The organism is Turicibacter bilis (assembly GCF_024499055.1).
In the GTDB taxonomy this organism is placed as follows: domain Bacteria; phylum Bacillota_I; class Bacilli_A; order MOL361; family Turicibacteraceae; genus Turicibacter; species Turicibacter bilis.
Map to the genome: position 1 here is coordinate 1,790,389 of NZ_CP071249.1, position 12,946 is coordinate 1,803,334.

Annotated in this window: 12 protein-coding genes; 9 read left to right on the forward strand and 3 right to left on the reverse strand. The window is 35.3% G+C overall.

The features are described 5' to 3' along the window. Window positions 1–137: 137 nt before the first annotated feature. Both J0J69_RS08630 and J0J69_RS08635 read left to right on the forward strand, forming a co-directional pair. Complete coding sequence (locus J0J69_RS08630; RefSeq protein WP_055276652.1) at window positions 138–1,502, forward strand: MATE family efflux transporter; 1,365 nt, start codon at window positions 138–140, stop codon at window positions 1,500–1,502. Window positions 1,503–1,597: 95 nt separating this feature from the next. Then, window positions 1,598–2,928 (forward strand): IS3 family transposase gene (locus tag J0J69_RS08635; protein WP_370456843.1). Its coding sequence is split into 2 segments (ribosomal slippage): window positions 1,598–1,999 and window positions 2,002–2,928, totalling 1,329 coding nucleotides; the frame shifts between segments, so codons are not numbered across the junction. Between the two features lie 54 nt (window positions 2,929–2,982). On the opposite strand, the gene J0J69_RS08640 is transcribed toward J0J69_RS08635, so the two are convergent. Then, on the reverse strand, window positions 2,983–3,501 hold the full coding sequence (locus J0J69_RS08640; protein WP_237252748.1) for a nitroreductase family protein: 519 nt from the start codon (window positions 3,499–3,501) through the stop codon (window positions 2,983–2,985). A gap of 250 nt (window positions 3,502–3,751) precedes the next feature. Here J0J69_RS08640 and J0J69_RS08645 point away from each other — a divergent pair, with 250 nt between their 5' ends. The 6 genes from J0J69_RS08645 (at window position 3,752) to J0J69_RS08670 (ending at window position 7,103) form a co-directional block, all read left to right on the forward strand. After that, entirely contained in the window at window positions 3,752–3,973 is a 222-nt protein-coding gene (locus tag J0J69_RS08645) for a spore coat associated protein CotJA (protein WP_055304477.1), read from the forward strand. After that, window positions 3,966–4,214: a spore coat protein CotJB gene (locus J0J69_RS08650; protein WP_055304479.1), complete on the forward strand. Its 249-nt coding sequence runs from the start codon at window positions 3,966–3,968 to the stop codon at window positions 4,212–4,214. Before J0J69_RS08645 ends, J0J69_RS08650 begins: the two co-directional genes overlap by 8 nt. Before the next feature lie 14 nt (window positions 4,215–4,228). Continuing rightward, window positions 4,229–4,816 carry a manganese catalase family protein gene (locus J0J69_RS08655; RefSeq protein WP_055304481.1) on the forward strand — a complete coding sequence of 196 codons (588 nt, stop codon included), beginning with the start codon at window positions 4,229–4,231 and terminating at the stop codon, window positions 4,814–4,816. Window positions 4,817–5,415: 599 nt separating this feature from the next. Next, window positions 5,416–6,249, forward strand: a complete 834-nt coding sequence (locus J0J69_RS08660) for a spore coat associated protein CotJA (RefSeq protein ID WP_256637856.1) — start codon at window positions 5,416–5,418, stop codon at window positions 6,247–6,249. After that, window positions 6,249–6,497, forward strand: a complete 249-nt coding sequence (locus tag J0J69_RS08665; RefSeq protein ID WP_055245291.1) for a spore coat protein CotJB — start codon at window positions 6,249–6,251, stop codon at window positions 6,495–6,497. The genes J0J69_RS08660 and J0J69_RS08665 overlap by 1 nt, the downstream gene beginning before the upstream one ends. Before the next feature lie 15 nt (window positions 6,498–6,512). Continuing rightward, window positions 6,513–7,103: a manganese catalase family protein gene (locus J0J69_RS08670; RefSeq protein WP_055245293.1), complete on the forward strand. Its 591-nt coding sequence runs from the start codon at window positions 6,513–6,515 to the stop codon at window positions 7,101–7,103. 68 nt (window positions 7,104–7,171) lie between these two features. Here the strand turns inward: J0J69_RS08670 and J0J69_RS08675 are convergent, their stop codons facing one another. Together J0J69_RS08675 and J0J69_RS08680 are read right to left on the reverse strand one after the other, a co-directional pair. Next, on the reverse strand, window positions 7,172–8,833 hold the full coding sequence (locus J0J69_RS08675; RefSeq protein WP_212724636.1) for a SulP family inorganic anion transporter: 1,662 nt from the start codon (window positions 8,831–8,833) through the stop codon (window positions 7,172–7,174). Window positions 8,834–8,976: 143 nt separating this feature from the next. Then, complete coding sequence (locus J0J69_RS08680) at window positions 8,977–10,590, reverse strand: DEAD/DEAH box helicase (RefSeq protein ID WP_055244570.1); 1,614 nt, start codon at window positions 10,588–10,590, stop codon at window positions 8,977–8,979. Between the two features lie 546 nt (window positions 10,591–11,136). Between J0J69_RS08680 and J0J69_RS08685 the strand changes: the two genes are divergently transcribed. Beyond that, window positions 11,137–12,720: an ABC-F family ATP-binding cassette domain-containing protein gene (locus J0J69_RS08685; RefSeq protein WP_055244572.1), complete on the forward strand. Its 1,584-nt coding sequence runs from the start codon at window positions 11,137–11,139 to the stop codon at window positions 12,718–12,720. The last annotated feature ends 226 nt before the right edge of the window (window positions 12,721–12,946 follow it).

Here is a 12,946-nt window from a genome sequence, read left to right on the forward strand (position 1 = left end):
AATATTTACTTTTTTTGAATATTTAGTCCTATGAGACGATGACTTATTTTAATTTTAAAATACACCCACATTTTTTTAATACCCGTAGAATTAGACATACTAAAACAGAATGATTTAAGTAATGGAGTGAAACATTAATGAAAGCAAATTGTAGTAGTGAATTCTTGGGAACTGAAAAAATTAGCAAACTCCTTTTGTCTTTTTCTATGCCCGCTTTTATCGCCATGCTTGCTAGTGGGATTTATAATATAGTCGATACTATCTTTGTAGCGAAAGGAATCGGAACTTTAGCTATAGGTGGGATTGGGATTGTTTTTCCCATTCAAACGTTATATGCTGCATTTGCTCAAATGATCTCCATTGGAGCAGCTTCAGCAATTTCAAGAAGTTTAGGTGAACAAAATAATAATCGTGCTAATCAGGTAATGACTAATGCCTATATTTTGACAACCATTATCTCAATCTTATTAATGATTACTAGCTTCTTTTTTATTAATCAAATCTTATATATCTTTGGATCAAATGAAGAATTAATTCCTTATGCACGTGATTATTTGCTCATTTCAATCTGGGCTATTCCTTTTAATGCTCTTGCTTTACTTTCTAGCGCTGTCTTTCGTTCCGAAGGAAATATTAAAATTTCAATGATCACAGTGTTAATTGGATCATTATTCAATATAGCACTCGATCTTTTATTCATTTTTGTTTTAAACTGGGGAATTAAAGGTGCAGCTTTAGCTACTGTCCTTGCACAAGCCTTAGCGACTGCTTTTTCTTTATTCTTTATTCTTAGTCATCGCAGTATTGTTAAGTTTGAGCGAAAATACTTCATCCCAAATTTAAAAGTTTCCACTTCAATTATTAGTGTGGGGTTTTCGGCCTTTGCACGAAATGGAGCAAGCTCACTCTTTGCTCTCATCACGAACGCAACCTTAAGAAGTTATGGAGGAACTGTTTCGCTAACAGCCTTTGGAACAGTTAATCGAATCATCTCCTTTTTCTTTTTACCAATCATGGGAATCAATCAAGGATTACAACCGATCGCTAGTTATAACTACGGAGCCAAACAACCGGATCGAATTAAACAAGTCGTTAAACTCGCACTTATATATACGACGATCATCGGGGCTATTGGATCAATCGTCGGAATTTTATTTCCAAGTACGGTGATTAACTTATTTACAAAAGATAAAAGTTTAATTTCCGAGGCAACTTTTGTTTTACGATTACAACTTCTTTTCTTTTGGACCATCGGACTACAAATGGTAGCCTCAACCTTTTATCAATCATTAGGAAAACCAATCCCTTCACTATTTCTTTCAATCCTTAGACAATTCATTATTTTAATCCCACTTATTCTCATCTTACCTCGATATACCTCACTTGGATTAAACGGTGTCTGGTATTCTTTTCCCATTTCTGATTTTACGGCCTTTGTTATTTCAGCCCTTATTCTTTGGCGAGCTTGGCATCATCTTAATAAAAAAAGCGACGACAATTAATAAAATGTACCCTAGAGAGTAGACAGATAAAAAAAGTCTACCCTCTAGGGTCTTTTTGGTATAATATAAACTATTAGATTTTGGGAGGATTTTAGATGAGCAAGAAGTTATTTACACCACAAGAGATTGAACAACTCAAACAAAATGAATATGTTAAGTCAGTGTCTGAAAAAGGGATTACTTATACGAAAGAATTTAAGGAGAACTTTATTATGATGAGCGAGAAAGGAAAGTTTCCACGAGAGATATTCGAATACTATGGATTTAATGTTGCGATGCTTGGCATGCAGCGTGTGAATTCTGCAGCTAAACGTTGGAAACAAGCCTTTAAAACTCAGGGGCCATTAGGATTGGATGATAGTCGTACCAAGAATTCTGGAAGGCCTCTAAAACGAGAGTTAACGATAGAAGAACAATTATTACGTACGCAAGCTGAATTAGAAGTTTTAAAGATTGAGAACGAATTATTAAAAAAGTTGAGACTCATGAGAAAAATGCTCGAATAGTCTCTAAAGAAGTAAAGTTTCAAATGATTCATCAAGTAGTGAGTCAGACATCAACTAAATTTAACTCTTTAATTTCTCATTTATGCGATAGTCTTGGTGTTTCAAGATCAGGTTATTATCGTTATTTTTCGTCATGTGCTGAAGAAGCACGTTTAAAGCGATTAAAAGAGGAACAACAACGTTTAGAAGTTATTCAACAGGCCATTCATTTCAAGGGACGAAAAAACAAGGGAATTCGCCAAGTAGCGATGGTTCTTAAAGGAGAATTCAACATCGCCTTTAACCTAAAATCTATTCATCGAATCATGAAAAAATATGGATTATTGAGTCAAGTTCGTCGCAGCAATCCCTATCGTAAACTCGCTAAAGCGACGCAAGCACATCGCGTCTGTCCAAATCTTGTTAACCGTCAATTTAGGCCATCAGAACCTTACAAAGTTCTATTAACCGATATCACTTATTTAAAATATGGAAAGGGTCAGACTGCCTATCTCTCGACCATTTTAGATAGTGCAACGAATGAAGTTTTAGCTTTTCAATTAAGTGATAATTTAAAGATAGATTTTGTTCTCCAAACACTGAACCAACTTGAAGAAAATCCGACTGTCCAATTAACGAAAGAAACGATTATTCACTCCGATCAGGGCGTGCACTATACGAGTCCACAATTTTCGAATCAATTAAAGGAATTGGGAATTCAACAATCGATGTCTAGAAAGGGTAATTGTTGGGATAACGCTCCACAAGAATCATTTTTTGGGCATCTAAAAGATGAAGCAGATATAACAAATCAACTGACATTTGATGATTTACTCATTGAAATTGAAGATTATATGGATTACCATAACAACTTTAGATATCAATGGAATTTAAATAAGCTGACTCCTGTAGGATACAGAAATCAGCTTCAAGTTGCTTAGTTTTTTTTCTTTGTCCTTGACAAAGGGTACAGATTATAATTGTCGTCGCTTTTTTTAATCGATAATCGTCCATGTTCCTCTTCGTTGTTCAGGTTCTTCCGGTGTGTTTACACGTTCGCCTAAGGCAACACCACCCATAAATTCATAACCCTCTGGAATTTTTAATTTTCCTTCATAGTCATAAAACTTTTCACTTTGATTCAACGCTTTAACTTCATCAATCCAACAACTTGCAAGATTTAAATCTTCAGCAGCAAGTAAAATATTTTGAGTACACACTGCGCAATCAACCATAGCATTAGTTGCAAGTTTATCACCTAAAATCAAAATTAGAGCTGGTGCTCCATAAAAATAATCATGTCCTATATGGCCTTTAACCATTCCAATCTCATCATTTAATTGATGAATAATCTCACAGTTTAAAATACCAACTAGAAACCAAGGCTGCTCATTATTACAACTTGGCGCACTAAGACCACATTTGATTAATAGTTCCAACTGATTTTTCGATAATTTTGTGCCTTTAAATTCATGATGGCTTCTTCGTTTAGCAATTGCTTCTAGTGTATTCAACAAATCATCTCCCTTCATCAACTATTAACATTATTAGCGTATCCAAAATCTTTAAACGTAATCGATAATTTTATTTCTTAAATTTTAATTTAACGAGATAATCATCCTTTTCATTGAAAAATGTCGATCATATACTAAAGCATGCGGATGAGAATTTAATCCCGCTACTATTTATCCTGTCATAAATAGTCACTTACAAATAAACGATCTAATTGACATAATTATAGATAAACTACTGGACGGTGAAAGAATGTATACCAATAAAACTGATTTTTATCAAAATGATTACTATTATGATAAGCAGAAACTCACATGCTCCAACTTACCTTTAGCAACAGCTTACGTTCGACCACAATCTTACAAAAATTTAAATAGTCCATTTCAAACGCTAAAACAAGGGACTTTTTTTGCCGATCTTTATGATCCATATAAACCACGAAAAGTATCTAAAGGAGGCCGTTACGATGAGTAAAGAAGTACTTCTTAGAAAACTCCAAGCGTTGAACTTGATAGCTGTTGATCTTCAACTCTTTCTTGATACTCACCCAGGAAATAAAGAAGCATTAGAAGATTATAGACAAGTCACTAAACAATATCAAAAACTTAGAGAAGATTATGAATATGAATATGGACCACTTACTAACTTTGGTTATATGACTTCATTTGATCAATATAGTTGGGTTAATGATCCATGGCCTTGGGAACAACGTTAAGAGGAGATGAGAGTATGTGGATTTATGAAAAAAAATTACAGTATCCAGTCGACATTAAACAACGTGATTTGAGAATGGCGAAAGCCATTTATGAAGAATTAGGAGGAGCCGATGGGGAATTATCAGCTTCTATGGAATATCTACAACAACGTTACACAATGCCAACTGGGAAATCAATTGCAACCTTAACTGATATCGGAACAGAAGAGCTAGCACATCTTGAAATCGTCTCTTCTTTAATTTTTCAATTAACTGCTGGAGCAACAATGGAAGAGATTAAACGTGCTGGTTTTGATGGAATATATGCTTCACGTGGTACTTCTGTATTCCTAGCTGATCCTGAAAACACACCTTGGACAGCTGCTTATATTGATATGAAAGGTGATCCAGTTGCTGACATCACCTCGAATATGGGGGCTGAACAACGCGCTCGTGCTGGATATGAACACTTACTCGATATGACAACAGATGAAGATGTTAAAAAAGTCCTTTCTTATTTAAGAGAACGTGAAATTGTTCATTTCCAACGCTTTGGTGAAACACTAGTTCATGTTCAAGAGCACTTAGCTCATGATAAATATTTTTTCAAAGATAGCAAATGATAATTGATATACTAATCCCTTAATCTAATGATTAAGGGATTTTATTTTAATACTCGTTCAATGTCACCATTCTAAGCCAATAGACATATTTTAAATTAGGCAAGATGATGATGCCTATTAGTTTAAGAAGCTTCATTACTTGGAGGATGTTATGTAGTTTCTTAAACATGTTATATGGAGGTAATGCCTCCCATGTTCAGAAACGAGCATGGAGTAAGAGATCACTCTTCAACATCCTTTGAATTGCTGGAATTTCCTAAAGCTCATTCAACCACAACGTAAAAGCGAATAGCTTTAAGCGTGAAGGTGACGAAAGTAGAAAAAATGAATGAGATGGCATATGGTTAAATCCTAAGTGCTAGGACAATGGATCATCAGCAGGTAAGCCTCGAATAGAGGAAACTTCAACGACTATCCTAAATAGGAGTAGGCTATAAGCGATTGATAGCCGAAGCGGAGGATACCCTTCTACTTTATAAAAGGGTAATGATATAGTCTGCACTCATATGAAAATATGAGATGTTCTTCAATGAACTGCATGAGTCTAGCGAGCTCATGTGAACAGTGTCAAAACATAGTCGTTTTGATTTGGTGCAAACGTGATTTATAATCCTTATAATACAACCGTTCAAAATCCAGGGCTTATGCAACCTGGTATGCTACAACAAACTAGTTATCCAGCAGCACAACAATCTTCTATGCTACAACAATCTAGCTATCCAGTAACCCAACAATCTGTTATGCCTACAGCTGCTTATCCAACTTCAGCAACAACACAATTAGCTAACACAACTGCTTATCAACCCGTTCAACAAGCATTCCCAGCTGTTCAAGCTGTACCAGTTCCAGCTTGTGGTGTTCCTACTCCGGTTTGTGGAGTTCCAATGGCACAACCTGTGGTTATTCCTCAACCCGTTCAACAAGTCCAACCGGTTCAACCACAAATTGCTAGCACACAAGCAACGACTGCTCAACATAAAAAAACAACGTATGTTGAAGCCTATTTAGAACCAGTGGATGCACAGGTTCCATTAATGCAGCCAACTGTTTCAAAAAAAGTTGTTGAGAAAAAAACATATCCTGTAAGTGATGAGATTGTTTATGTTGAGCAAAAACCATTAAAAAATTCAACGATGCAAGATTATAACTTATATTTAATGGAAAATGAATATTATTCTGATGATGAACCTAATTACAAAAAAACGGTTCATACTACTTATCCACAAGCAAGGGCAGATAAGAAAGGTAGTCCATTAACTTGTGAAAATCTCCCTCTTGCTACAGCTTATGTTCGTATGCAACCTTATACTTCCTTAAATAATCCAACTGAAACCTTACAACAAGGAACAGCTTTTAATGAACTTTATGACGTCTATACTCCTCAAAAAGTTGCTCAACCTAACATCTTTATGTTAAAAGGGGGATGTCGATAATGAATAAAAAACAATTTTTATTACAACTTCAAGCGGTTAACTTAATTGCAGTTGATTTACATCTTTTCCTAGATACACATCCGGATAATAAAGAAGCTTTAAATGATTATGAAAAAGTATCTAAACAATATCAATCACTAAAACAGCAATATGAACAACAATTTGGTCCCCTTGTGAGTTTTGGATATTCTTCAAGTGTTGAACATTACAAATGGGTTGATGAACCTTGGCCTTGGCAAAATAAATAAGGAGGAGTTTAGACTATGTGGATTTATGAAAAAAGACTGCAATTCCCAGTAGATATCAAAAAACGTGATCCAAAAATGGCAAAAGCAATTTTTGATGCATTAGGTGGTGCTGATGGTGAATTAGCTGCTTCAATGGAATATCTTCAACAACGTTATAGTATGCCAACTGGTCAATCAATTGCAACTTTAACGGATATCGGAACTGAAGAACTAGCGCATCTTGAAATTGTTTCATCAATGATTTATCAACTAACTGATGGAGCAAGTATTGATGAGCTTAAAAAAGCTGGTTTAGATGGTGTTTATGCTGGACGTGGAACAAGTATCTTCTTAGCAGATCCTGAAGGAACACCTTGGACAGCTGCTTATATTGATATGAAAGGTGATCCAGTAGCAGATATTACATCAAATATGGCTGCTGAACAACGCGCTCGTGCGGGTTATGAACATTTACTAGATTTAGCAACGGATGATGAAGTCGTTCGTGTTTTATCTTATTTACGCGAACGAGAAGTTGTTCACTTCCAACGTTTTGGTGAAACATTAATGCATGTTCAAGATTTCTGTGCAACAAATCGTCATTTCTTTATGGATGATCATCACTAATCAAACTTCATTTAATAAAAAAGAGCTTCTATTCACTTTTTGAATAGAAGCTCTTTTCACTATATCGTTTAATGTAACTTAACAATTTCTTTTGCTCGTGCAATAGCTTGATCAAAATGACGACAAACTTGTGCTCGTCCAATTTCACGTACCAGTCCAACACGCTTAATGACTTTATAAGGACTGTCATTAACTTCACTTAAAATTAATGTCGTGTTTGAACGCTGACAGTTATCATGTAATAAATTTAAAGCATGAACAGCTGTCGCATCAATAACTGGAACATTACGAAGGCGAATAATTAACACTTTTGATGGTCCTTGTAACGATTGAATAGAATCTAAGAATTTATCCGCAGCTCCAAAGAAGAATGGCCCATTAATTTCATAAATTAAAATTTCATCTGATAAAGCTTCTTTTAATTCTTCATCTAATAATTCTAAATCGTCATCGTCATCATTCATTTCAATTCCTTGGATATCTGTGACATCCGTCATACGCTTCATAAATAAGAATGATGTTAATACCATTCCAACACTGATAGCTAATGTTAAATCAAATAAAACAGTTAAGAAAAATGTTGATAATAAGACAACGACATCACTTTTTGGCGCACTTAATAACTTTTTAAACATACGCCATTCGCTCATATTATAAGAAACCATAATTAAGACAGCAGCTAATGTCGCTAGCGGGATCATTTTTACAAGTGGCATTAAGAATAATAAAATAAATAGTAACGTAATGGCATGAACAACTCCTGCAATTGGAGTACGCCCCCCATTTTTAATATTCGCAACTGTTCGCGCAATCGCACCTGTTGCAGGCATTCCCCCAAATAAACCAGAGGCAATATTGGCAACACCCTCAGCAACTAACTCCATATTTGAACGATGCTTACTTCCAATCATTCCGTCTGAAACAACGGCTGAAAGTAATGATTCAAGAGAACATAAGAAAGCGATAGTGAAAGCTGGTGACAACAAAGTTTCAATTTTACTCCATGTTATATGTGGAATTGACGGCATTGGGAATGACGATGATAAATTCGTGTATTGGGTCCCAATCGTTTGAACATCTAATTTTAAAAAGGCAACTAGAGCCGTCGTCACAATAATTGAAATTAATGAAGCGGGAATTTTCTTATTAATTTTTGGCCAAATAATTAAAATAGCTAATGCAATAGCTCCAATCATAAATGGCATCCATTGTATTTGATCAAATGATGCAAAATAAAGTTTCCACTTATCAATAAATCCTGTTGGGACCGCACCAAGATTCATCCCAAAGAAGTCTTTAATTTGTGAACTAAAAATGGTTAATGCAATCCCACTCGTAAATCCAACAGTAATTGGATAGGGGATATACTTGATGACACTTCCTAATTTCAATAATCCAAATAAAATTAAAATAATTCCAGCTAAGATCGTTGTAATTAATAATCCTTCCGTTCCATGAGCAGCTACAACACTATAAACAACCACCATAAATGTTGCACTCGGTCCACCAATTTGAACACGACTTCCACCAAGTAAAGAAATAAAGAAACCTGCAATAATAGCGGTATATAGCCCCTGTTCAGGGGAAACACCTGAAGAAATAGCTAACGCGATTGATAGTGGCAATGCGATAATTGCGACAATCAATCCAGCAATAACGTCTTTGACGAATTGCTCCTTATTATAAGTTTTCATAACTGATAGTAACTTAGGCTTTAACCTTGTCGACACCTTTCATACTCCCTTTCGAATTAGTTGCTTCAGACATTATTTTTTCTAATATTTAGCAATTTAAAACAACGATTAATATTATACCACAGGAAAAAGCCTCCATAACACGTTATGAAGGCTTTTTTTACACATTATTCTTACAATTATCTACCTTTTGGAGCTGTTGCACCTGGTGCAGTTTTTTCAGCACGAACTGGTTTACCGTTAATTAATTTAGAGTTTAATTTACGGATAATTGCATTTGCATGTGCTTTATCTACATTAATGAATGAGAATTTTTTATAAACATCGATATCTCCGATTGCACGAGCTGGGATATCTGATTTTTTCGTTAACATTCCAACGAAGTCTTTAGCTTTAACTTTTTGTTTAGATCCAACGTTTACGAATAAACGAACTTCGTTTTTACGCATACCTTTAGATTTATTGTTTGATGTCACTTCTTCGATATGTGCGTACTCTTTCGTACTTTGACCAATGTTCATACGTAATAATCCTGCAGCAACTTGTTCTAAGCTGTATCCTTTTTCTAAGATTGCAGCAATTAATTCGTTTTCTTTTGTAAAGTCTTGTCCTTCTAAGTTAGCAATCACATCTTCGATAACGTTACTTGAACGTTTTTCTTGGATTTGCTCAACTGTTGGGATAGGCATTTTAGACATTTTTGTTTTTGTATAGTCTTCGATACGACGGATACGGAACATATCTTTTCCGAATACAAATGTAATTGATAATCCAGTCATACCTGCACGACCTGTACGTCCGATACGGTGTACATAGTTTTCTTCATTTAAAGGAATATCGTAGTTGAATACTGCTTCAACGTTGCTTACGTCGATTCCACGAGCTGCAATATCAGTTGCTACTAAGATATTAACGTTTTTACGACGGAAGCTATTCATAACGCGGTCACGTTGAGCTTGTTTTAAATCTCCGTGTAACCCTTCAGTTACGTATCCCTCTTCTTGTAATTTAGAAACTAATTCATCAACTTCACGTTTAGTGTTTGTGAACACGATTGATGAAGTTAATCCCATCATATCGATGCAACGGATCATTGCATGAACGCGGTCTTGACGTTTTACTTCAACGAAGTATTGATCGATTTTTTTGTTTGATAATTCTTCTGAAACAACTTTAACGATTTCAGGAGATTTTTGATAAGTTTTAGCGATGTTCATGATTTCACGTGCCATTGTCGCTGAGAACATAACTGTTTGACGAGATTCAGGAGTTTTTTCTAAGATTTCTTCGATATCATCTTTGAATCCCATGTTTAACATTTCATCAGCTTCATCTAAAACTAACATTTTTAAGTTTTCTAATTTTAAAGTTCCACGGCGCATGTGGTCCATAACACGCCCTGGCGTACCAACAACGATTTGAACACCTTTTTTAAGCGCGCGGATTTGAGGATCGTATGATTGTCCTCCATAGATTGATAAAATGTGCACGTCACGCATATTGCGAGCGAACTTTTTAGATTCTTCATGAACTTGGACAGCTAATTCACGAGTTGGACATAATACTAATGCTTGAACGTTGCGATTCTTAGGATCGATTTTCTCAAGGATTGGTAACATGAATGCAGCAGTTTTTCCTGTTCCTGTTTGTGCTTGTCCGATAATATCTTTTCCAGATAATACAACTGGGATTGCCTCTGCTTGGATTGGTGATGGTTTAACGTAACCAATTTCTTCAATTGCCTTTAAAATTGCAGGCGATAAAGCAAGATCTTTAAATGTAATTTCAGTCATTCTTTGCTTCCTTTCTATTTAAACACAAAAAAACGTAAATGAACCAACGATCACTTACGATAGTGTATGTTTTTACGAAGTGTCCACTTATTATACAATAATTTTTTTTCATTTGCAATACGAGTCAGATGATGTTATCGCTTCCGCTACGCCTATTCTATTTAAGTCTACACAAATGTATACCCAATGTGAATTCTATAGATGGATGTGCTCTAATTCAAGCCAAATTAGCTTTATTAGCATCCAGTTCTGCTCGTCTTAACGGATGATTTGTTAACTTTTAGCCAACCATTAATTCTTATTGTCTGGTTCGAACCCCTACGTTATTTCTGTGTCCCAATTTAAACATTTTTATCAACTTTATTATGAACGAATTTATCTCTTAATTTTCATTGATAAAAAAGAAAAATGAGTTATTTTTTCCCATTTAGATTCAAGTGATCATCTCAACTGCTGTTAATGAATGGGCATGGCTAATCATTCATGTAATAAAGATGAAAAATATGATATAATGTTTCAAGATAAATTACACGGAGGTGTTGTTACATGCTTACAGTCTCTAATGTCGGTTTACGATATGGTGATAAAAAGTTATTCGAAGAAGTTAACTTAAAATTCACTCCTGGAAACTGCTACGGTGTTATCGGAGCAAATGGAGCTGGAAAATCTACTTTTTTAAAAATCTTAGCAGGTGAAATTGAACCTAATACAGGACACGTAAGTTATCCAAAAGATTTACGTATGTCAGTTTTAAAACAGGATCATTATCAATATGATGAATTACCAGTTTTAGAAACTGTTATCCGCGGAAATGAACGTTTATTCCAAATCACTGAAGAGAAAAATGCATTATACATGAAGCCTGACTTCAATGAGGAAGATGGAATTCGTGCAGCTGAACTTGAAGGTGAATTCGCTGAATTAAACGGATGGGAAGCTGAATCTGATGCGGCTGCTTTATTACAAGGATTAGGAATCCCAACTGAATTACACGATAAATTAATGAAAGATTTAACAGGGGCCGAAAAGGTCAAAGTTTTATTAGCTCAAGCTTTATTCGGAAATCCTGATATTTTAGTTCTTGATGAGCCTACCAACCACTTAGATATCCAATCAATCAACTGGTTAGAAGAGTTCTTAATCAACTTTGAAGGGACAGTTATCGTTGTATCCCATGACCGTCACTTCTTAAACAAAGTGTGTACACACATCTGTGATGTTGACTTTGGAAAAATCAAATTATTCGTTGGTAACTACGACTTCTGGTACGAATCAAGTCAATTATTAAACCGTATGGCTAAAGAAGCTAACAAGAAAAAAGAAGAACAAATTAAAGAATTACAAGATTTCATCGCTCGTTTCTCGGCTAATGCCTCTAAATCTAAACAAGCGACATCTCGTAAAAAATTATTAGATAAAATCAAATTAGAAGACTTAGAGCCATCAAGTCGTCGCTATCCATACGTTGGATTCAAACCTGAACGTGAAGTTGGAAATGATATCTTAATGGTTGAAGGGTTAACAAAAACAGTGGATGGAGTTAAAGTGTTAGATAACGTTAGCTTCATGGTTCGTAAAGACGATAAAATTGCATTCATCGGAGACGAAATTGCTGTTACAACCTTATTCAAAATCTTAAATGGAGAAATGGAAGCAGATAGTGGAACATTCAAGTTCGGTGTTACAATCAAAACTGCTTACTTCCCAAAAGATAACTCAGAATTCTTTAACGGTTCTGAATTATCACTAGTTGACTGGTTACGTCAATATTCTGATGACCAAACAGAAAGCTACGTTCGTGGATTCTTAGGACGCATGTTATTCTCTGGTGAAGAAGCCCTTAAAAAAGCTTCAGTTTTATCAGGGGGAGAAAAAGTACGTTGTATGTTATCACGCATGATGTTAGCAAATGCCAACGTTTTAATGCTTGATCAACCAACTAACCACTTAGACCTTGAGTCAATCACAGCACTTAATAACGGATTAAAAGACTTCACAAGCAACGTCTTATTCGCATCACATGACCACCAATTCATCCAAACAATTGCTAACCGTATTATCGACATCAAAGAAGACGGTTCAATCGTTGACAAACAAACAACATACGATGAATATTTAGCTTTAGCATAAAAAGCTGAGAGATGCGCTTAACTCGGCGTAAAAGTGGAGCCCCCATTCTAACTAAAAGTTAGGTTTCCACCACTGATGGGGTGATATTGCCTATCGTTCGGTAGGAGACTTTATAGAGCAGTTGCGCCTCGAAGCTAGATTCGGGCATGACGCTCATTTCTAAGCTTTTATATACTTAACCACGTACATTTTTGTACGTGGTTTTTTATTTTTTCATCATTTTGAT